21 protein-coding genes are annotated in these 21,691 nt (G+C 46.3%); 12 read left to right on the top strand and 9 right to left on the bottom strand.

Translation table 11 applies throughout. From position 1 onward, the window contains the following. The first annotated feature begins 524 nt into the window (after positions 1-524). Entirely contained in the window at positions 525-923 is a 399-nt protein-coding gene (locus ACZ5PW_RS04200; protein ID WP_464558241.1) for a Ros/MucR family transcriptional regulator, read from the top strand. An 80-nt stretch (positions 924-1,003) separates the two neighbouring features. Here ACZ5PW_RS04200 and ACZ5PW_RS04195 read toward each other — a convergent pair whose 3' ends face one another. From ACZ5PW_RS04195 to ald, 5 genes are all read right to left on the bottom strand, one after another. Beyond that, a complete protein-coding gene (locus ACZ5PW_RS04195) occupies positions 1,004-1,756 on the bottom strand; it encodes an OmpA family protein (protein WP_464558239.1) in 753 nt (250 codons plus the stop codon). A gap of 91 nt (positions 1,757-1,847) precedes the next feature. Then, positions 1,848-2,216 carry a response regulator gene (locus tag ACZ5PW_RS04190; RefSeq protein WP_464558237.1) on the bottom strand — a complete coding sequence of 123 codons (369 nt, stop codon included), beginning with the start codon at positions 2,214-2,216 and terminating at the stop codon, positions 1,848-1,850. Between the two features lie 11 nt (positions 2,217-2,227). Further along, positions 2,228-4,030, bottom strand: coding sequence for a PAS domain-containing sensor histidine kinase (locus tag ACZ5PW_RS04185; RefSeq protein WP_464558235.1), 1,803 nt, complete (start codon positions 4,028-4,030; stop codon positions 2,228-2,230). Continuing rightward, a complete protein-coding gene (locus ACZ5PW_RS04180; RefSeq protein ID WP_464558233.1) occupies positions 4,023-4,568 on the bottom strand; it encodes an MASE1 domain-containing protein in 546 nt (181 codons plus the stop codon). The genes ACZ5PW_RS04185 and ACZ5PW_RS04180 overlap by 8 nt, the downstream gene beginning before the upstream one ends. Positions 4,569-4,823: 255 nt before the next feature. Next, positions 4,824-5,930, bottom strand: coding sequence for an alanine dehydrogenase (gene ald / locus ACZ5PW_RS04175; RefSeq protein WP_464558231.1), 1,107 nt, complete (start codon positions 5,928-5,930; stop codon positions 4,824-4,826). Between the two features lie 392 nt (positions 5,931-6,322). Between ald and ACZ5PW_RS04170 the strand changes: the two genes are divergently transcribed. Continuing rightward, a complete protein-coding gene (locus ACZ5PW_RS04170) occupies positions 6,323-7,408 on the top strand; it encodes a response regulator (protein ID WP_464558229.1) in 1,086 nt (361 codons plus the stop codon). Positions 7,409-7,466: 58 nt separating this feature from the next. Here the strand turns inward: ACZ5PW_RS04170 and ACZ5PW_RS04165 are convergent, their stop codons facing one another. After that, on the bottom strand, positions 7,467-7,994 hold the full coding sequence (locus ACZ5PW_RS04165) for a rhodanese-like domain-containing protein (protein ID WP_464558227.1): 528 nt from the start codon (positions 7,992-7,994) through the stop codon (positions 7,467-7,469). A gap of 27 nt (positions 7,995-8,021) precedes the next feature. Beyond that, positions 8,022-8,492: a MauE/DoxX family redox-associated membrane protein gene (locus ACZ5PW_RS04160; RefSeq protein WP_464558225.1), complete on the bottom strand. Its 471-nt coding sequence runs from the start codon at positions 8,490-8,492 to the stop codon at positions 8,022-8,024. A 201-nt stretch (positions 8,493-8,693) separates the two neighbouring features. Between ACZ5PW_RS04160 and ACZ5PW_RS04155 the strand changes: the two genes are divergently transcribed. The 4 genes from ACZ5PW_RS04155 to ACZ5PW_RS04140 all read left to right on the top strand — a co-directional run bounded on the left by ACZ5PW_RS04155 (position 8,694) and on the right by ACZ5PW_RS04140 (position 14,537). After that, complete coding sequence (locus tag ACZ5PW_RS04155; protein ID WP_464558223.1) at positions 8,694-10,358, top strand: DEAD/DEAH box helicase; 1,665 nt, start codon at positions 8,694-8,696, stop codon at positions 10,356-10,358. A gap of 294 nt (positions 10,359-10,652) precedes the next feature. Further along, positions 10,653-11,843 carry a pyridoxal phosphate-dependent aminotransferase gene (locus tag ACZ5PW_RS04150; RefSeq protein WP_464558221.1) on the top strand — a complete coding sequence of 397 codons (1,191 nt, stop codon included), beginning with the start codon at positions 10,653-10,655 and terminating at the stop codon, positions 11,841-11,843. Positions 11,844-12,019: 176 nt separating this feature from the next. Continuing rightward, positions 12,020-13,444, top strand: a complete 1,425-nt coding sequence (locus ACZ5PW_RS04145) for a transferase (RefSeq protein ID WP_464558219.1) — start codon at positions 12,020-12,022, stop codon at positions 13,442-13,444. Between the two features lie 322 nt (positions 13,445-13,766). Continuing rightward, positions 13,767-14,537 carry a substrate-binding periplasmic protein gene (locus ACZ5PW_RS04140; RefSeq protein WP_464558217.1) on the top strand — a complete coding sequence of 257 codons (771 nt, stop codon included), beginning with the start codon at positions 13,767-13,769 and terminating at the stop codon, positions 14,535-14,537. A 58-nt stretch (positions 14,538-14,595) separates the two neighbouring features. Here the strand turns inward: ACZ5PW_RS04140 and prxU are convergent, their stop codons facing one another. Beyond that, the gene (gene prxU / locus ACZ5PW_RS04135) at positions 14,596-15,321 is read right to left on the bottom strand and encodes a thioredoxin-dependent peroxiredoxin (protein ID WP_464558215.1); all 726 of its coding nucleotides are present in this window, start codon (positions 15,319-15,321) and stop codon (positions 14,596-14,598) included. 275 nt (positions 15,322-15,596) lie between these two features. Continuing rightward, positions 15,597-16,325 (bottom strand): M48 family metallopeptidase, encoded by a 729-nt coding sequence (locus tag ACZ5PW_RS04130; protein ID WP_464558213.1) that lies wholly within the window; start codon positions 16,323-16,325, stop codon positions 15,597-15,599. A 216-nt stretch (positions 16,326-16,541) separates the two neighbouring features. Here ACZ5PW_RS04130 and ACZ5PW_RS04125 point away from each other — a divergent pair, with 216 nt between their 5' ends. From ACZ5PW_RS04125 to budA, 6 genes are all read left to right on the top strand, one after another. Beyond that, positions 16,542-17,708, top strand: coding sequence for an MFS transporter (locus tag ACZ5PW_RS04125; RefSeq protein WP_464558211.1), 1,167 nt, complete (start codon positions 16,542-16,544; stop codon positions 17,706-17,708). A 192-nt stretch (positions 17,709-17,900) separates the two neighbouring features. Further along, complete coding sequence (locus ACZ5PW_RS04120; protein WP_464558209.1) at positions 17,901-18,782, top strand: hypothetical protein; 882 nt, start codon at positions 17,901-17,903, stop codon at positions 18,780-18,782. A 222-nt stretch (positions 18,783-19,004) separates the two neighbouring features. Continuing rightward, the gene (locus ACZ5PW_RS04115; protein WP_464558207.1) at positions 19,005-19,349 is read left to right on the top strand and encodes an STAS domain-containing protein; all 345 of its coding nucleotides are present in this window, start codon (positions 19,005-19,007) and stop codon (positions 19,347-19,349) included. Positions 19,350-19,353: 4 nt separating this feature from the next. Then, positions 19,354-20,139, top strand: coding sequence for a DsbA family protein (locus ACZ5PW_RS04110; RefSeq protein ID WP_464558205.1), 786 nt, complete (start codon positions 19,354-19,356; stop codon positions 20,137-20,139). A 107-nt stretch (positions 20,140-20,246) separates the two neighbouring features. Further along, positions 20,247-20,780, top strand: coding sequence for a chemotaxis protein CheD (locus ACZ5PW_RS04105; RefSeq protein WP_464558203.1), 534 nt, complete (start codon positions 20,247-20,249; stop codon positions 20,778-20,780). A gap of 65 nt (positions 20,781-20,845) precedes the next feature. Next, positions 20,846-21,643, top strand: coding sequence for an acetolactate decarboxylase (budA, locus tag ACZ5PW_RS04100; RefSeq protein ID WP_464558201.1), 798 nt, complete (start codon positions 20,846-20,848; stop codon positions 21,641-21,643). Positions 21,644-21,691 lie beyond the last annotated feature (48 nt).

Genomic DNA, 21,691 nt, shown 5'->3' with positions numbered 1-21,691 from the left:
CCGGGCAGATAAAGATTATACTCAATATATAGCCCACTATTACCAAAAAAGTAAGGATGTGATTAAAAAAGATGCATTTGAAATTATTCTAAACAGTAAATAGCAATCCATACCAACAGTTACCGCGATGAAGAAGAAAATCCGTATAGCAGCAATTCAGTTATAATTTTATGCCATCCTGCAAGGAATAGCTTCTCCCCATATACCTATATTCTGGTTTATTTTTATATAGAGCTACAAATCATTACACGCCATGGACGTCACTTGAATATACAACAAATGAATGAAACAACTTTTTTTTAAACATTCTACTTCACCTTTTTCCCGAGATAATGCTAATAATATTTAATCCTGCAGTAACGACTAACAGAGAGATGGTGAAGATATATCAGCAAAATTATCTTCATGGACAGCAGCGTTTTTTTACGTCTGTCACATTTTGCCAGTAAAATTTACTGCCATAGACACAAGTACATTTAGTGCTGACTTTGAATTACACTTTTAGAAAATAGAAAGGAGGAGAAATGGAAGACCACTTAAAAGAAGCACTTGAAATTGTTAAAGCTCAGGCTAGTGTCAGGACCATGACCGAAGATGAAATAACCTCCATGGTCCAGAGACTGGCGTCAGGCATTCAAAAAATAAGTGAAGGGATAACGGAACAGAATTCCAAAGAGCAGGTTCCACCTGTAGACCCCAAAAAAGCTATCAGGGAAAAATCCATAATCTGTCTTGAATCGGGAAAATCGTTCAAGGTGCTGACCAAACGTCACCTCGCCAAATTCGGGCTTACTCCTGAAGAGTACAGAGAAAAGTGGGGTTATGCCAAGAAAACGCCCCTGGTTTGCAAATCGCTTCAGCGCGAACGGCGTAAAAAGATGAAAGAAATGAAATTGTGGGAAAAACGCAAGAAAAAGTCATGAATAAACGGCTGCTTCAAAGTCAAAAACGTCCGAATCTGCATGAAATAGGTTCGGACGTTTTAATAACTAAATCCAACAAGCTACCATTTTTCAGATGGCGGCTGGTAATAAAACTCAACCCTCCGGTTGATTGCTCTGTTCCTGTTTGATGTATTGGGCACCAAAGGTTTGGTTCCGGCATATCCCACAGCCTTAACCCTTGTGGATGAAATTCCGGTTTTGCCCAGAATATAACGTAGGCATGACGCCGCGCGGGCAGCCGAGAGTTCCCAGTTCGAACTGTAAATATTATTATGAGTTGCCCGGTCATCCGTGTGCCCCCGGACGACCAGATTGAAATCTTTTTTCTTCATCACCGAAGCGACCTTGTTCAGCAGACCGACCGCTCTCGGATTGATTTCCGCTGTGCCGGGCTTGAAAATAGCGCGGGTCGGAACCCTTACCAGAACTCCCTGCTGGTCAGTATTCACAGCCATGAGTTTCTGCAGTTTGCCCGCTGTAATAAAAGCTCTCATATCCACTTCCAGAGCTTCCATTTCTTTCTTTGCCTTGGCACTTTGCGAAGACGCAGTGTTGGGGCTTTCTGAAAAGGCCATATGCTTTGCACCGGAATCCTGAAACTGGACACCGAAAGCATCACGCATCGAACCTTTAAGAGTTTCGAAGTTGGCAATATCCTGATTGGAAAAAGACAGCAGAAGAACGAAGAAGCAAAGCAGCAGGGTCACCATATCAGCAAAAGTTGCCATCCACGGAGGAAGCCCTTCCTCCGGAGGCGGTTCAGTAGGGGCTTTCCCTTCTACATAAATAATTTCTTCTTCCTGCTTAGCCAATTCAATCTCCTTAAGTGCTCCACCAAACATTCTATATAATGGCTGGCAAACACTTACCCCTACTGGTTGCAAACCTCAATGATAAATCATTCTACTTAAGCATGCGCCTTATTTCGGCGACAAGCACATCGCTTGAAGGCAGAGGCTTAAGAAAAACAGAATTGGAAACATTGTGCATCAGTGACAAGTCTACCGGAATATTGAATTCGGGAGACCCGGTGTAGATAATGAACTTCATATCCGGCCATCTCGCACTGGCGGCACTAATAAAATCTGTCCCGTTCATTCCCGGCAGACGCAGGTCCACTACCACCAGATCAACTGCAACCCCGCTCAGAAGGTTAAGAGCATCCTCGGAACTTGTTGCTTCATAGACATTAAAAAGCTCATCCTCAAGGCTGATTGCTAAACTCTCCCTTACATGGACATCATCATCCAGAACAAGAATAGAATATTTCATTATTCTTCACCTCAATCCATTACCGGAATTCTGACCGAAAAACGGGTCCAGTCTCCTGGTTTTGACTGCACCTCCATAGTCCCGCCATGCTGGTCGGTAATGATAAAATAGGAAACAGACAATCCCAAGCCGGTTCCCTTGCCTACACTTTTGGTTGAAAAAAAAGGCTCAAACACCCTTTTCAAGACAACCTCCGGCATCCCCGTCCCGTTGTCTTCAATTTCAACAAGAACCATATCACCATCCGATCTGGCACGCAGTGTAAATTTCGGGCCACCATGTGCATAATTTTTATCATACATGGCTTCAGCTCCGTTTTTAAGCAGATTCAAAAAAACCTGCTGGATCTCATTTTCTTCGCAAAGAACCTCAGGCAACTCATCATCGTACTCTCTTACTATAGATATCTGCCTGAAGTCGTTGTCTTTCTTTAAATCATAATCGTTTGCAGCGAGATCAATAGTCTTTTCCAGAAGGGTCAACAGATTACAGCGCCTGAATTGCTTATCGCTTTTACGGCTGAAACTGAGCATATTACTCACAATTGTAGCCGCACGCTCACAGGAACCGGCGATTACCTCCAGCATTTCGGGGACTTCCCGCTCAGATAGGTATTTCCTTATTCCTTCCATGGAAACATCACATTTGCATGCTATTTCATGATTTTTGTCGAGGTCCTTATAAATACGATTTCTGATATTCTGAGTATTTCCCGCAATAGCCGCCAGTGGGTTATTAATTTCATGAGCCATTCCAGCCGCAAGACCGCCCACAGACATCATTTTTTCAGTCTGAATCATCATCTGCTCAAGATTAAAACGCTCAGTCACGTCACTGATCTGGATTACCGCCCCCTCTATCCCGTTAGAAGTCAACGGGAAAACAGTCATATCCTCATAGCGGACCCCTTCAGATGTCTTGCGCGGTTTTCTCAGCTCCAATCTGGGTTTTTTATCTTTGAGGGCCTCATTTACTTTATCCATTTCATCAGTCATTCGCGGAAAGACATCTTCCAGTTTTTTTCCTTTGGCTTCTGAAGGAGTAATACCTGTCGCCTTTTCTGCTGAAGCGTTCCATTGAGTAACCCTCTTTTCAGCATCGACTCCGATCAGGACGGAAGGCATTGAATCTATAATATTGGAAAGGTAATTGCGAAGCTTTCGAAGCTCCTCCTCCCGTTTGAATTCTTCAGTGATATCCCTGAAGACCAGAACCGCACCCAAAACGGCCCCCGCTTCATTCAGGATAGGAGCCGCTGAGTCAGCGATTCTGAAGTTAACTCCAAACCTTGAAATCAGCATTCTATGGGCAAAAGATTCGTAAGACTGATTGGGGGAAAGGACATCTTCCAATATGCTTTTACAAGGCTCACCGGTTCTGGCGTTAATCACGTTAAAAACATCCTGAAGCGGCCTTCCAAGGGCTTCCGCCATGTTCCATCCTGTAAGGTATTCAGCGACCCGGTTCATCCTTGCTATGCCCCCCGCTGCATCTGTGGCGATCACCGCATCACCGATGGACCGGAAGGTTATTCTCAATTCCTCTTCATTCTTTCTGGCCTGGCGTTCCGAAAGAACCAGTTTGCCATACATCCGTGAGACGATTCCACCGCTAACCAGCACCGTACTGACAAGAAGGGTCCGTGAGAACATTTCATGAGGTCTGTCCAGAGGCAGCAATAGATCTCCCAGACTCTGCGAGTCAGGATTAAACCAAAGCAGTTCCATGATTGAATCCAGAAACCAGAGACATACAGCTGCAAACATAAAAGAGAACAGCAGATCCCTGCCCGCATAAAATTCTGATTTACTCATGATTCTTTCTACTCTCAATCCAGACCAGTACCGGCATGGCCAGAATAATATTACCAAAAGAGTGAGCCAGGCTCCACCGGGCTACCGATACGGCAAATTCTCCATCCGGGAGCAGCCCGAGAATATATTTACTGGTGATTCCCCCCAAGCCGGCAAGCAAGGGTACCAGCCCGATGCCTACCGACATGACAAATACCAGCTCACCAAAGCTCTTGAACCGCAATTTTCTTCCGACTTTCCTTCTTATCAATTCGGCGCCCAGCTCTGGGCCCAGTGTATTCATGACTGAAATACCGACTGCAAACGCCCAGCTCGCTCCCAAGGAAAAATGAGTCGCAAATATTACCCCGACAGCAATCCCCGGAGCGACAGCCCACCCTATATAGAGGGAGTACAAGATTGCTACACCTGCAGCTGGCCACACAGGCATCGGCAGAACCCCGACACTACTGAAAATCATCCAGTTGAGATGCGAAACTCCCCAGTAAAGTGCGCACACAACTACGTTGTGACATATTATTTTAGAATAATTTATCATAAACTCACTACCTTATCAGGACACACCACCCCTTAATGCTAATAAAATTTACAGACCTGTCCTGAACTGTCCGTAAATACCGCGTTCTGATTCAATTGAAAGTCAGATCTCACGCAACTGAGCTGTCCGGGCAATAGATTTCAATATACACTAAATACCGGTCTCCCTCCAGACGTTTCAAAAAAAGACTGTAAAAATACAAAAAGGGCGGAAGTTTCAGCTTCCGCCCTCAAAATAACCAGTCAATAAAAGTAATTATGAAAGGGCTTCATCCGGGGTTATTGATTCAAGGCCGAAGGCCTCACCAACAGCCGCATAAGTCAGTTTGCCGCCCATGGTGTTGAGTCCCAACTTGAGGGACGGGTTAACCCGCAAAGCATCAAGCCCCTTATCCGCCAATTGAAGCGCATATGAAAGAGTCTGGTTTACGAGAGCAAAAGTGGATGTTCTGGGTACAGCTCCAGGCATATTAGCAACACCGTAATGGACAACACCTTCAACTTCGTAAGTCGGATCAGTATGTGTAGTCGGCTTTATGGTTTCCACACACCCGCCCTGATCAACAGCTACATCGACAATAACGGATCCCTCTTTCATGGTGGAAAGCATGCCCCGGGTAATCAGATTCGGGGCCTTGGCTCCGGGAATAAGAACCGCCCCAATGACCAGATCCGCCTGGGTAACCGCTGCGCGGACATTTGGCTCGGTTGAAGTCATTGTGGTAACTCGCCCCCCGAAAATATCATCAAGGTACTGCAGCCGAGAATGATTCACGTCAAAAATAGTAACCCTTGCCCCCATACCGGCGGCGATCTTGGCTGCGTTTGTTCCCACCACTCCGCCACCGAGGACCATGACATTTGCAGGAGCAACCCCGGGAACACCACCCACCAGAATACCCCGTCCCCCTTTCGGTTTTTCAAGATGCAGGGCTCCTTCCTGAGCGGCCATACGCCCGGCGACTTCACTCATGGGGGTAAGCAGGGGTAGTGAACCGTCAGGAAGCTGAACGGTTTCGTATGCAACACCGGTAGTTCCGGCATCAAGAAGTGCTTTTGTCAGCGGCTCATCAGCGGCCAGGTGCAGATAAGTAAAAAGCAAAAGATCATCGCGCAGAAATTTGTATTCAGATGCAATCGGTTCCTTGACCTTGATGACCATTTCAGCAGCCCATGCCTCCTCGACTGTGACCATTCGCGCTCCGGCCGCAACATACTCCTCATCCGCAAGTCCGGACCCTATCCCGGCCCCCTGCTCAACAACCACCGCATGGCCGCGACGGACAAGTGTTTCAACCCCACCGGGAGTCATTGAGACTCTGTTCTCCATGGTTTTGATCTCTTTAGGTATACCTATCAACATGACCATACTCCTGCGATATAAAATTGTGGATAAAAAGCGGCAGAACCTAAATCCACCGCTGCCGTACCTGAGCAATCCTCTTAAGAACACATTGAATAAAAACCGGCATGGGCAGCCAAGCACTTCTCCCCTTTTCCTCTCTTGCACAATCTTTATTGCTACAGTGTTCGCGAGTTGATAGAATGAAGATTCAAGGGCAGGACCATTTTCTTACAGCCCGGTTTAAATCCTTAATTTGTAACCCCAAGCTATCCCGGACAATAGTTTTTTGGCAATATGTAAATCCGAATAATGTACAATTATGAAAAAAATGGTAAAAACTTTTTTCTGATATTTTTCATTTAACAGAACAGCCCACTCACCATTCAAACAGCCCGTAAAGGATTCAGATTATGCCCGTCAAGCCAAGCTTCATCCCTAAAATACTGATCATTGACGATGAACCTTTCAACCTGGAGTTTCTCGAAGTTATTCTTCGCCAGCATGGTTATATAACCATAACCGCCAACAACGGCAAATCCGGGCGCAGACAGGCTGAAACCCAAAACCCGGATCTCATACTGCTTGATATAATGATGCCCGGCGAAACCGGATTCGAGTGTGCTGCCGCCCTGCGCCTGTCTCCTGACACATGTGAAATTCCGATCATTTTTCTTACCGCGCTGGATGACCCACAAAGCACTTCCAAGGGCTACGATGCAGGGGCAGTTGATTTTATAGTAAAGCCATTTGAATACAAAGATGTACTTCAGCGGATTAAAACCCACCTGCAGATCGCTGAAAGCGAAAAAAGATTTCTGAAACCTTCCTACTCAGATGAAAAGCGGACACCTGACCAGACTGGATGTTTCAAAACAAATACAGCTTTTTATCCGGCAGAGAAAAACGAATCTGAAATATTCATTCATGAATCGGTCAACCTGTCCGAACGATCTGAAGGACATATACTTTTGAACTTCAGCGCTCCCGTCACACATCCCGGTCTTTATAATATTGTTTCGAACCTGCTCGCAAACAACAGCGGACCGTTGTTTACACCATCAACTGTTGTGCGCAACCTTGGAATAGAACTTAAAAAAGTCTTGAATAAAAAGGTCAGCCTGTCCGGAATTTATGCCGAGGTAAACCGGGACAACAACCAGTTCACCGTGGTCAACTCAGGAGCGTTACCTGTAATACACCAGCAGAAAGGAAAAGCTCCCGTACTCATTGAGCGCCAGAGCGATGAAATGGGAAGCCTCGGACTGGGGCTCCCCCCCTGTAAAACTCTTTCAATGGGAAAGGGAGACCGTCTTTTCATGTTCAGTAATGGAATGATAGAAGCTTTTCCTTCAGCCGGGTCTGCAATAATAGAATTGAGTGAGGCCTGTGAACTGTCTGCCCGGGTAGACCTGGAGACAGCCTGTCTGGCTGTGGGTGAAATGCTTCAGAAAGGCGGCAGGGAACCGGATGGTATTCTGATTGGCATAGAGGCATAAGAAAAGGCCGGAACAAAACTGCCCCGGCCTCTTCAAGTAAGGTATATCCAGAAAGCTTTTACTTAACGGAAGCAACAGTATTCTTGGCACCTTTCCATGCAAAAATACCACCGGGATAGCGCTTTACATTAGTGTATCCGAGCTTCTTGGCCCAGGCGGCACCATTGTGGCTGCGGGTGCATTTGACGAATCCGCAGTAGATGACAATCAGCTTGTCCTTATCGGGGCCAAGCATTTCTACAAACTGTTCTTTGGTTTTACCGTCAGTTTCCTTAACATCCCACTCAAGCATATCCGGAATGGGAAAGAGGAACTGCTCAGCACCGGGAACATGTTCTTTTTTGTAGCTGGCTTCGTAAGGCATGGTATCAATGATAACCATGTCTTCTTTCTTATCAATAAGCCCTTTAAGCTCTGCAGTGCTGATAACATCGTAGCCTCCACGCTGCACCTCACGGACGAGCTTGATCGCACCTTTTTCTTTTTCCACTTCCTGAACGAATTTGTCGGAACCGAGGCAACCGACCATTACAAACATTAGAGAGCAAACAGCGCAAAGAGAAATAAAATTTTTCCACATTTTCATCACGACATCCTCCGTAAATTCAATTCATTAACGTACAGCATAAGACACAATAGACCGGGGACGGCATCCCCTAGACTTGCGCGACAGATACAGATAAAGACAGCCGACAAGCAAAAACGCGTCACGGACAAGGGCTTCACGCAACGAATGATAGGCCTTTCCTTCCGGATCACCCGGAGCAAAACACCCGCAGTCAACATCAAGCCCCATATTTATCCCGTGAGCCAGAACCGCCATAAAAATCAAAAGCAAAACCGTGTATGAAGCCAAAGCTCCACGAACATCCCATACCAGCCCCGCTGCAATGACTATCTCAGCCAAAGGCAGAATAACCGCCGCCAAAAGAGTCAACTGGTCAGGCAGTAGTCCATAACCGCCTATAACCGTTGCAAAACCATTCACATCAAGCAGCTTCCCCGCTCCGGCATAAAGAAAGACACCGGCAAGAATGCACCTGACAATAAAATAAAGGCGGGCTGACATAATTCTGTCGATCATTATAACCCCTGTAATTTTAATAAACAGAATCTGATTACACTGCCGGATATTTTAAAATCAAATCGTTATCGCTGATTAATGCACCCCACTATGATAGTTAAATCCGATACAATTTTGCTTTGCTTAAAATACCCTTTGCAAGAGTGGGAGGTTATAGCGTAGTCTAAAGGGCTGAAGTACAAGTTCTAACAGGAAAATTATATGACCAAAGAAGACCTACCCACTGATGCAATGCAAAACAGCGTTCATGACGAACCGGATAAAGTGGTTGAGCCAGAAGCCGCCCTGCCGGAAATCGCCAAAGAAGACCTACCCCAATCAATAGTAAACGCTTTAGATAACGCCGGATGGGACAAACTTACTCCGGTTCAGGCAAAATCCCTTCCCTATCAGCTCAAAAACTGGGATCTCATGGTTCAGGCCAAGACCGGAAGCGGAAAAACCGGTGCATTTGTCCTGCCTCTGCTTGAAAAACTAGATCCTAATATCAACTACACACAGGCGCTTATCCTTGTTCCTACCCGCGAACTTGCAAAACAGGTTGAAAGAGAAGCCCAGACAATTCTGGAAGGCTCCGGACTGAGAGTCCTTTCCGTATACGGCGGCGTGGGCTACGGACACCAGAGAGAAATGCTCTCCAAAGGCGCACATATGGTAGTAGGTACTCCGGGCAGGATACTCGACCATCTTCTGCACCGTACTTTCGATCTTGAGGATCTTGAAACACTGATTTTCGATGAAGCTGACCGCATGCTGTCCATCGGTTTCTACCCGGACATGCGTGAAGTTAGAAGCTACCTGCCCCGGCGCCCAATCTCCACATACATGTTTTCTGCTACATTCCCCGAGCATGTACTGCGTCTGGCAAAAGAATTCATGTATAAACCTGAAATGCTCAGCCTCAGCAGCAAACAGGTTCACGTAAGCGAAATTGAGCACGTTTATTATGAAGTGCAATCCATGGGGCGTGAACGTCAACTCATGCGCATTCTGGAACTGGAAAATCCCACTTCTGCCATCATTTTCTGTAATACCAAGGCCAATGTGGAATTTGTCAGCGCAGTTCTGAACAATTTCGGTTTCAACGCGGCACAACTGACCTCGGATCTTTCTCAATCTAAACGTGAACAGGTACTTGCACAGCTGCGAAGCGGGGACGTTCGCTTTCTTGTCGCCACGGATATCGCAGCACGTGGGATCGATGTGCCGGACCTGTCCCATGTTGTGATGTATGAACCTCCCGAAGACAAGGAATCATACATTCACCGCGCAGGACGTACCGGCCGTGCAGGAGCTTCCGGAATTGCCATTTCACTGGTTGATGTTATCCAGAAACTGGAACTTCAACGCATCGGGACCTCATATAGCATCAATTTTGAAGAACGCTCCCTGCCCGACGACAAACAGGTACTGGAAGCAATCAACGAGAGACTGACCACAATTCTGGAAACCAGATTCCGCTCCAGAACGATACTCGAGCGGGAAAGAATAACCAGATACAAAGATCTAGTCCGGCAACTGGCCGAAGATGATGAACAATGCATCCTTGTAGGGATGCTACTTGACGAACTCTATCAGAGTTCTCTTCATGCCAGACCGGAACAGCCACCGGCTCCCAAACAGAATCCAAGGCCGGAGCAAAGACGCAAACCCAAACCAAGGCCGAAAATCAATAACAGCCGCCCGAAAAGTCCGCAGCCGAAACAACAGTCCGGACCAAAGCCTGAGCCGAGACAAAATTCCGATCCAAAGCCTGCACCGAAAATGGATCGCGAAATTTCTGAAGACAGACCACCCGAAGTCGAGAAGAAAAAGAAATACACCGGCAGACGCCGGAGGCCCAGCAGGGGCAGGAAAAGATCATAAAAGACCTTTCTGAGCCCTGACCGCATGCCGGGCTATATCTGAAAAGGCCCAAACGGATACACTTCGACATTCCTGCCGCTATGTTTAGTGGCAGGAATACTTTATCTTCAAACAGCCCTTTCAGGCTTCGAAGTGCGCCTGCTCCTATGGAGTATTCGAAAAAAGCTCCGCCGCAGGCAATATCCGCCAATATTTTTAAAGAGTCCGGAGAAAATCAACAAAACATCTCCGTCCCCGGCCTTACTCCTCACAGAGTTACCGGGAGAGGACTAAACGATAATAATGGAGACAGATATGAAACTTCTTTCTAGTCAGGTTGAAGGTTACATTGACCGCTCTTCCTGGATTCGCAAAATGTTCGAAACCGGAATGGAACTCAAAAAGAAATACGGTGAGGAAGCAGTTTGCGACTTCTCATTAGGCAACCCAGATGTTCCTGCCCCCGAAGCTGTGGGAGAAGGACTTAAGGAACTGGCCGGATGTGCCGGAGAACCTTTTGCTTTCGGCTACATGCCCAACTTCGGCTACCCCACCCTGCGTGAAAAACTGGCAGAGGCAGTTTCTGAAGAGCAGGGAGTAAAGGTTTCAGGTTCCGACCTTATTGTGACCTGCGGTGCGGCAGGTGCCATCAATGCTCTATACCGGGCCATACTCGAACCCGGAGATGAAATTCTCTGCCCTGCACCTTTTTTTGTTGAATACGGCTTTTACGCTCAGAACTCCGGTGGTGAACTGGTAACCGTTCCATCCAGACCGCTTACTTTCGAGCTTGATCTTGAAGCCATAGAAAAAGCCATCAATGAGAAGACACGGGTGGTTCTGATAAACTCTCCCAACAACCCCACCGGAGCTGTTTACACCGAAGAAGAGCTCAAAGGTCTCACTGATATTCTCAAAAAGGCCAATGAAGGCCGTGAACGCCCCATATTCCTCGTTGCAGATGAACCTTACAGGTTCCTTGCCTTCGATGAAGTTGAAGTGCCCTCCATCCTTCCCCTTTATCCATACAGCGTAGTGGTAAGTTCCTTCTCCAAGAACCTTTCGCTTGCCGGGGAAAGAGTCGGTTACGCACTGCTTAACCCGGAAATGCCAGGCAAAGAGCAGCTCATGGCCGGACTAGTTCTGACCAACCGTATTCTTGGTTTTGTCAACGCTCCAGCCGTGGGACAGAAACTTCTGGAGAAAGCTCTCGGCTCTCAGGTGGATAAAAACATCTACCTTGAAAGACGCAATTCCATGGCTTCCGTTCTTGACGAAGCAGGCTACTCCTACACCATGCCCCGAGGAGCATTCTACTTCTTCCCGGAAGCTCCGGGTGGTGATGATGTCAAATTCTGCGCAGCCCTGCAGGAAGAAAAGATTCTGGCCGTTCCCGGCACGGGATTCGGCTACCCCGGATACTTCAGATTGGCATTCTGCGTTGGCGTTGAAGTTATCGAACGCTCAAGAGAAGGCTTTAAAAAAGCAATTGAATCCTTCAAATAAGTTACTCAAAGCCCCTGCATCTGATTATGCAGGGGCTTATCATATTCAATAAAAAGTACGATGTACTTACGTCAATATCCAATTTACAAGGCACATTCGAACACAAATTATTACTCCCTCACATTTTTTTCGCCCTTGGCGGCGTCTTTAATCAGGCTGAAACAGGAAGGACTGACATGGAAAGAATAAGACGACTGATCAAACACATAAGTTCAAGAATCAACGTCAACCTGAAACCCATGGGTCTTGATGTTGAGCAGGTCCTTGATAGCACAATCAATACTGACGATCTCATCAAATACTACGCCTACTACGCTCTTTCCATTGATCATCCGATTTACTTTCGATTTCAGGAAAGCAACCTCGGCGGCTCATACTTCCTCGGGAAATGTGATGTGGACCGCTCAATAATCTACTTGAGTGATATCCGCGGAGATGAACTCAAGACGAAGGACACCATTGTTCAGGTTGGAGATGTGGAAACAGAGCTGTATCAGGATGAAGTGATTCAGGTCATAAACAGCTACATGATCAAAACCCTTGTCCACAACCACTCCCGCAACCCGGAAATTCCCGAATACTTCCGCATCCTGAACACGGTTGCCATGCACTACTCCAACATCCACGGGACCACTACTGAAGGTGTCTACCTGGGGCCCTTCTCCACCGTGGACCTTTCTGTCCTGCATAACTGTATTCTGGGAAATTTCTGCTATGTGCAGGCCGGAGATCTTTCCCGCGTCTATATTGACCCGGGCAGAGTCTGGATTAAAGCCGACGGAAAATATGAATTTGATTACAACTACCCGCAGGCGACACTTGAAAAATATATTTCATGGGACCAGAATGGAGAACTCGCGGGACTTTTCGTAGATTTTCTAACCGGTCGCAGAAGCGACTTTCTGCCTGTTTACGATTCACTCGCGGCCAAAGCACCAGTCCCTGTTCCCGAGAGTGCTTTTCTGAGCCGCTACTCCGTGATCAGAGGAGACTGTGTTCTCGGTGAAAACTCACTGGTGGCGCAGCGGGCATACATTGAAAATTCTGTTCTGGGAACCGGCTCCAACGCCCAGGAAAACAGTTACATAGTCGATACCAGACTGTCCGATCTGGTGGTTGTCGCCCACGGCGGAAAGATGGTCCATTCCGATATAGGTGAAAAGGTATTCATCGGCTTCAACTCATTTCTTTACGGAACCCGCAAGACCCCGATCAAAGTGGGAGCAGGATGCATTGTGATGCCGCACACCATCATTGATGCAGCCGAACCCTTGAATATTCCCGATGATACAATTATCTGGGGCTACGTCCGCACTCAGGAGGACCTGAAGACACAGGCCATATCCTTAAGCGAATTTGCTAAGCAAAAGGACCTGAAAATAGGTAATATGACATTTAAAGGTGACGGAGCAGCATTCGTTCGTGACTTCCAGAACCGCGTCGAACATATTCTCGTAGAAAACGGAGCCCGCTACAACGGGGAGAAAGAATCACGGGGGCACGCCCAACGCACGCAAAGTGTCTCCTACAATCTTTTTCAGCCATACCTCGGGGGAGAAAAAAAGGGAATGTTCCCCACTATAATTGTGGATGACAGTTAATCTTAAGATGACAAAAAAGAAACAGCACTGAGACAAAATCTGCGACCATAATCATCTTAAATATCGAGAAAATGGCCAGGGCAACTTATCTTCACTACATAAAAATTCCGCCCTGCTAACGAATCGGACAAGACTTCACCAAGAGTCACTGGCCGGGCAGTTCTTTATTGTCCGGCCTTTTACTTATATGCTAGCCTTACAAAAACAAAGCAGACCATCTCAGCATAAAGAATATTTAGTTTCACGTGAGCTGCTGTAATTATAAACCTACATGAAATTTAAACAAAACCAATCATACACCGTAAAGATTGCAGCATTTATAATGGTTGCTGTCTTTGCCTGCCTCTCAAGCAGTTATGCCCGGGCAAGAGAACTAAAGATTTACTACGGCAACCTCCCTCCCTTCAACTACCTATCAGAATCCGGACAGCTGACCGGAATATCGGTGGATGTGCTGAATTCCATGATAAAAAAGGGAGGACATCACCTTACAATAAATCCTATAAAACATACTCCGCTTGCAAGAGCACTTCGCTATACCAAAACAAACAAAAACAGCATCCTTTTCAGCATAGCCCGCACTCCGGTCAGGGAAAACTCATATAAATGGATCGGTCCTATCTATACATTAAAACTTGGACTGGTGAGTAAAAAAAACAGGATGATATTCGTAAAGGATAAAGCCGAACTCAGGCAATATAGAATCGCTGTAATCAGAGACAGTGCCCCGCAATCTATCCTGGAAAACAGATTTAATTACCCGCAGAGTTTAATGACCAAGGTGGCTTCAGACGAACAGCAGATAAAAATGCTGGACCGAAACAGGGTGGACCTCATCAGTCAGTCCAACACAGGTGCTCCTTCCCTGATCCGTGAAAGCGGACTGGATCCGGCGGATTTTGAAATGTCATTCACTATGATGGATCTTCCCCTTTATTTCTGTTTGAACAAAGACTTTGATGATGACTTTGTAAATGCCATGCAACAGGCTCTTGATGAAATCAAACAGAGAAAAAACAACGGCAAATCAGAACTTGATTTGATTCTTGAAAAATATATTGGAAGTGACACAATCAGTATCCGCGGAGAATAGCATTTTTACAAAAAAGCGCCCCGGATCAATTAAGATCCGGGGCGCCCAGACTGCATAATTACTCAAAAGCCATCTGAACCTGCCATTCCTCCCACACCTTTCCGACAAGACCGGGACCGGGTTTGAGAGTCTTCTTGCCTGGTCTCCATCCTGAAGGACAAACTTCGGCGGCGCCTGTTTCCCGCACAAGCTGGTACGCCTGAATCTGGCGCAGTGTTTCGGAAACATTACGTCCCACAGGAGGTGTCAGCACCTCATAGCCCACAATAACCCCATCGGGATCAATAAGGAAACGGCCACGGACGTCCACGCCGGCATCTGCATCATAAACACCATAAAGCTCGCCAACTTTTCCTCCGCCATCGGACAGCATGGGGAAAGGCACCTTTCCGGCAGTGATCATTTTGGACAGCTCTTCCTGTTCCCACATCTTATGCACGAACATGCTGTCTGTGCTCATGGAAAGGACCTGTACTCCCAGAGCGTCAAATTCGGATTTTTTTTCTGCGACCGCAGAAATCTCAGTTGCTCAGACAAAAGTGAAGTCACCGGGGTAGAAACAAAGCACAACCCACTTACCGATATATTCGGAAAGGGTTACCTCACGGAATCCACCGTCCTGGTATGCACCAGCAGTGAAATTAGGTGCCTTCTGACCGGCTTTAATCATAACTTCAGCTCCTTTTTGACTGTTTTCGGAGGACTCTGTCTTGATTTCCGGTCTGTTCTTTTCCGAGGCGTTACCAACGGGCTTGGAACAACCGGCAGGTTTTGAATTACTCATCTGTATATTCCCTCCATTTTTTAATCACACTTTTACATATCAGGAATATTTATCGACAGGAAGTGCTTTGATAAAAAATACCGATAAAAAATATTAAGAGACAACATTGAAGGCTTGATAAGTGCAACGAATTTGGTTAGAGGTCTGCTCCCCGCATGAATCAGAATTACGTGAGTAATGGATGCTAAAATAGTTCTGGACAGGTTTTAAATAATAAATACTTTTTAAATATAGACACTTACCTAAGGTATATACATCATGTGGAAAACTGTGAGTTACTTCTGTTCCTGTTCATAATCCACCCACCCGGGGACAAGCTGTCCCGCAAGTCCCAACTCCTTTTCAAGTTTATCCACTTCTGGAACGACCATTTTCACCAGACGCCAATATCTGGCAGAGTGATTCAAGTGTACAGTATGGCAGAGTTCATGAATCAGAACATAGCGGACCAGATGATAGGGCAGAAACATCAATTTCATATTTAAATTTATGTTCCCTTTGGATGAACAGCTTCCCCAGCGTTTGCGCTGTGAACGGATAAAAACCTTACCAAAGGGCAGGTTCAATTCCCGGGAAAGACGCTGCAGCTCCGGAACCAGAAACCTGCGGGCTTCTTCACGCACAAACTTCCTGAGCAGCGCAAGCTCATCCGAATCACTCCATTCGCTGCCGCTCAATTGAAGCTTATCAACATTACGCCTCATTTTCAGTCCCGGTTTGCGATTGCGAACCCGCCGGACAGAATACACTGTCCTGTTAGCTTCGAATCGTATTTCATCAGGCAGTTCAAGACCGGCAGGAATCAGTGAGAATCCCCGGCCTTCCAGCTTCGCTATATTTTCCTGAATCCACTCTTTTCTCTTCTCCAGAAAAGCCGGAACCTCTCTTTTGTCCACTCCTCTGGGCAGGACAACTTCCACTCCTTTATCCGGAATGAGCTTGATGATAACATTTTTTGCCCGGCTGCTGACCCGGACACAATATGGAGGAGGAAAATCATTCAACGGAAAACTCCTGAGCATGGAATAATGGGAGAGTGCATGCATCGCCCGTATCCCATAATTTTATTTCATGTGGTGGCGCAGCCGACTTTGCCGTGCAGGGATATGTGACCACCCACATCCATCTTTTTGCTTGTCTTATAAAAGTCGGGAGATTAGCTTTTTTGTCCTTTCCCGGCTCAAGGCCGTAACGCATTTACAAATTTCAAGGACAAGAAAGTGCCTACTAAAAATCTCACTTCCCGCAAAATGTATATATTTCTGCTGGTCCTGACCATAGCGACAGCCATCGGCTTTCAAGGCTGGCGAACCCTTTTAAACAACTTTGCGGTTGAAATAGCCGGACTTGACGGCGGAGAGTTCGGCATGATCGGCTCGATCCGGGAAATTCCCGGCTTTCTGGCCCTTCTGGTTATTTACGTTTTAATTTTCATCAAGGAACACCGGCTGGCCGCCCTTTCCGTAGCGGTCATGGGTGCGGGAATTTCAATAACAGGCTTTATGCCCTCTTTCGCAGGAATAGCCTTCACTACCCTACTGATGTCTTTCGGGTTCCACTACTACGAAACACTCAATCAATCCCTCACGCTGCAATATTTCGGGTACTCTGAAGCACCTCTGGTGATGGGCCGCCTGCGCAGCCTTGCTGCTGCAACCAATATTGCCGTGGGCATAACCATTTTGTCTATCTCGGGGATTTTCAGCTACCAGCAACTCTTTCTGGGGGCGGGACTGATAGCTATAGCCGCCGCAATTTACTGCCTGTTTCAGGACCCTTCATCGACAGAAATACCTGTCCAGCACAAAAAGATGATCTTCCGCTCCAAATACTGGCTCTTCTACGCCCTTACTTTCATAGCAGGGGCAAGGCGCCAGATTTTTGTAGCCTTCGCCGTTTTTCTGCTGGTCAAAAAATTTGACTACTCCATTCAGGCCATTGCCGCACTTTTTGTAATCAATAATGTCATCAACTACTTCGTCAATCCAATCATTGCCAGATCCGTCAACAGATTCGGGGAGCGCAAGGTCCTTACCCTTGAATACACCAGCCTTGTGCTCATTTTTGTGGCCTATGCCTACACAGACAGCCCGATTGTCGGAGGTATTCTCTATGTCCTTGACAATATTTTCTTCAACTTCACCATCGCCATCAAGACCTTCTTCCAGAAAATAGCCGATCCGAAAGATATATCTCCCAGCATGGCTGTTAGCTTCACCATCAACCATATCGCCGCAGTTTTTGTTCCAGCTCTGGGTGGCATAGCCTGGATGCAGGACTATCGCATAGTCTTTCTCGGGGCCGCAGCACTGGCCGGAGTATCATTGATTCTCAGCCAGTTCGTTGATTATGAACTGCGCCTTAAAGCCAATGAGCAGGTGGACTGATTTCATCTGCCGAAATCTCTAAAATAAGGCAGTAGCCAGCGGCAGTGAGAAAGTTACACAATCCGGACATGTAAAACTTGATAAAAATTGTCAATTCAAACGGCTTTTTTTCTGGAGACAGGAAGCCTGCGTTTCTGTTAATGTTCTGACCGTAAAAGACTCCATATAAGCGAACACTCCAAGGGAAAATACATGAACAAATTGCAACTCTGTCTTCTTGGCCTATTAATCCTGCTTTGCGCATCACCGGTCTCTGCCCGGGATGAAGGACTATTCACTCCTGTAGATATCAGAGCTCAGGGTTCTTTCACCGGTTCAGCCGACTACAAAGATTCCGATGCATCCTCAAGTGTTGCGGGCGGTCAGGTCAGAGTCAAAGCAGGTGCGTTTACCTTAAGTTATGAAGGGAAGCATTACTCATGGGACAAAGTGGAACAGCTAAGCTTTGGCAATGGCAATGATGATCCATGGAATTCCCTCCACAGGATAAGCCTCGGATACAGCCATGACGGAACAATCTCGGAGAACTGGTTCTACGGCACGGGGATAACCGCGACTTCCGCTTTTGAAGAGGAAATGAGTGATTCCTTTGGTGGAGCCATCCGTGGGTATGCAGGTTATATATTTAACGAAAACTGGACAGCCATGATCGGTGCACGCGCCTTCATCAACTCTGTCCGCTTTTCAGCCATGCCTTTCGTTGGACTAAATTTCAAGGACTTCGACAAGGACGGCTCAGGTTTTTTCATGAATATAGGACTCCCCGCCAATGAAGCCGGATACGCTTTCTCCAAAAGCTCAAAAATACGTGCGGCCTTCTCAGTCCAAGGCAGAACCTACAGACTCAAGGACAGCAGCACTGTCTCTGAATCGGGTTATGTAGAAATAAGCTCCATGAAAACCGGACTCTATTATGATTGCGTCCCGCTCAAAGGATTGTCGCTCTCGGTGGGTCCGGAATATTATTTTTCCCGTACAACAAAAACATATGACAAACATGGCAACAGATTCGGGGGAAAGAACGAGCAGGACAGCGCGTTCGGCGGTTTGCTGAGTGTACGATACAAATTTTAATAACAGACTAAATAACAGTTCAGTATCACGATTTCTGCTTGGCAGGGCTGCGGTCTTTATCCGCAGCCCTGTTTTTTTTAATCAGGACCGCCACACAAAGTCCCCGCAATCATGGCAGGCCCCGGCGATTCTATCACTGTGTCTCTTTACAAACTCCGCCAAATAAATGAGATTAGAAGCTCCATAATAAAATAAACAAAATCATATTTCCAAGGGTACCAAATGGAAATCAATACAAAGAAATATAACGGGATCAGTATCGTCAACGTGAAGGGGCGGCTGGACGCAATTACTTCAACGGATTTCGAAGAGAATGTCTGCCGGCTTATTGAAAGCGGGGAAACCAGATTTGTCTTCGACCTGAGTAGTCTTGAGTACTTATCAAGTGCCGGATTGCGAGCGATTCTATTTACAGCCAAACAGATTAAAGCTGTCGATGGCCATATCGCTTTTGCCTGCATAAGCGGAATGATAAGTGAAGTTTTCGAGATTTCCGGATTTGGAACCATGTTTGAAATTTATGGTTCCCCTCTTGCTGCTGCAGAACAGATTTCAAAACAGGATTGATATCATGGGCAGGGTACTCATTTCAATACTCGCGGCCCTTTTGCTTTGGGCCCATCCAGCCTGTGCTGATAATAGCGGGATTGACCAGAAAATGCTGCGGGAATCCATTAAAGAGATTTTGAAACAAAACCCCGAAATAATCTTCGATAGCTTCAAGGGACATGAGGACAAACTGTATGACCTTTTGCAGGTGGGCCTTGAAAAGAAAAATAAAGCCAAAATACGAAACCGAAGACTGAAGCAACTGGAAAATCCCAAGAAAGCGGACATGCATCCGGAACGTCCTGTATGGGGTAATCCGGATAGCCCTGTCTCCATAATTGTCTTTTCTGACTTCCAGAGCGCAACCTGCAGCAAGGCTGACAGGACCATCCGTGAGCTTCTGCGGAAGTATCCGGATATCAGCTATAGATATCGCCATAACCCTCTGGGAATCCATAAAATGTCTTTTCCTGCCGCCCATTATTACGAAGCCATAGCACTTCAGGATCACGGTAAGGCCATGAAATTCAACCATCTTGTTCTGGAGAACCGCCTCAAAATCAAAAAGAACGGTCTCAATGAACTGAACAGGCTGGCGCAGAAAGTTGGAGCGGACATGGACAGACTGCGGCGTGATACCAATTCGGATAAAGTTAGGAATACGGTCCTTAGGGATATCAGGGAGTCAAAGAAACTCGGGTTCACGGCTTCTCCCGTATTTCTTATCAACGGAGTAACCGTCACTGGGGCAGCTCCTCTTGAAGAATTTGAAGAGGTCGTTGAAATGGTAACTACAAAGAATAAGTGATGTTAATTTAACATAACAATATACGTAGAAATAATTTCCTAGGAAAAAGGCCACAGATAATATATTGTTATATTATGAATGTTTTTTCTAAAAAAAGGACCTCCACAATGCCCCTCAAAGACTCCGAAATCCCCCGTGTATTTCTCCATACCGGAGATGCATACATCGGAGTGAAACCTACTATCGTCTCTACGGTTCTTGGCTCCTGTGTATCCATATCAATGCATTCCAAAAGGGCAAGACAGGGGGTAATCTGTCACGCATTTCTGCCCTACAGGGCTGAAAGTAAGAAGGAAAAAGGTCCATCAATACAGATATGCAGATATGTGGACACAGCAGTTGACCATTTGCTAGAATGCATGCTGCGTTTAGGGGTCAAAAAGAATGAGATTGAAGTCAAACTCTTCGGCGGGGCAACGGGTCTTACAACCACGCAGGTCCGCCCGCCCTCTGCCCTTGGAATCGGGAATAAAAATGTTGCCGCCGCCTTGGACTGTCTTTCGGATAAGGGACTTTATCCGAGCAGAATGGATGTTGGTGGAAATGTAGGCCGTAAAATTCTTTTTGCCACTCACAGTGGCGATATCTGGATGAAACGGCTTGAAAAAAGAATGTTCCCGAATGATCTCGGCAGAAAATAGTTTACGGACTTTCAATCGACAGGGCTCATTTCAGTAATTCAGAACTCTTCCGTACCTTTTATTATATGAAAAAATTTCTGCGAAACACATCAGTAATATTACTGTTTATCGTTCTTACCCTTGCAACAGCCAACTTCTGTTCGGCAGGGGATACCATTTACCAGTATTCAACTATTAACTCCCTGCTGCTTGGCAATTATGATGGCGAACTTACAATGCCCATGCTCCTTGAAAAGGGAGACACCGGTATAGGAACATTCAATACACTCGATGGAGAAATGGTCCTTATTGATGGCAAGGTTTTCAGAATTGATGACCGGGGAAAAGCAAAGGAAGTCCCAAAAGCCACCAGAACTCCTTATGCCGTGGCAGTTTTTTTCAAGACCGACTCCATACTCAAGCTTGAAGGAGTGACGTCCCTTGAAGAACTCAACCGCAAAGTGAATGAAGCCCTTGTTTCGGACAACATATTTTACGCCATTCGGATTGACGGCATGTTCAGCACAGTCCGGACCAGAAGTGTTCCGGCTCAGAAAAAACCATACCCGCCGCTCATTGATGTAGTAAAAAAACAAAGCATATTTAAATTCAGCAAAATCAAAGGAACGATGATAGGCATAAAATGCCCTGCCTATATCAAAGGTATTGGGGTACCCGGTTTTCACTGGCACTTCATAACCGAGGACCGCAAAGCAGGAGGGCACGTTCTCGACTGTTCATTTGAGAATCTTCCCGCCAAAACAGGCTCATATAATAATTTTTTCCTACAGCTTCCTGAAACATCGGACTTTCTTGATGCTGACCTTGAAAAGGATCAGGATAAAAACTTGAAAAAAGTAGAAAAGAATCCCGGGAACGGATAATATTAATTAATACAGCCAAGATCATCTCTTTCAGTTAAAGAAACAGCT

This window comes from Maridesulfovibrio salinus, from assembly GCF_055394525.1.
This window is presented reverse-complemented; position numbering and strand designations above follow the sequence as displayed.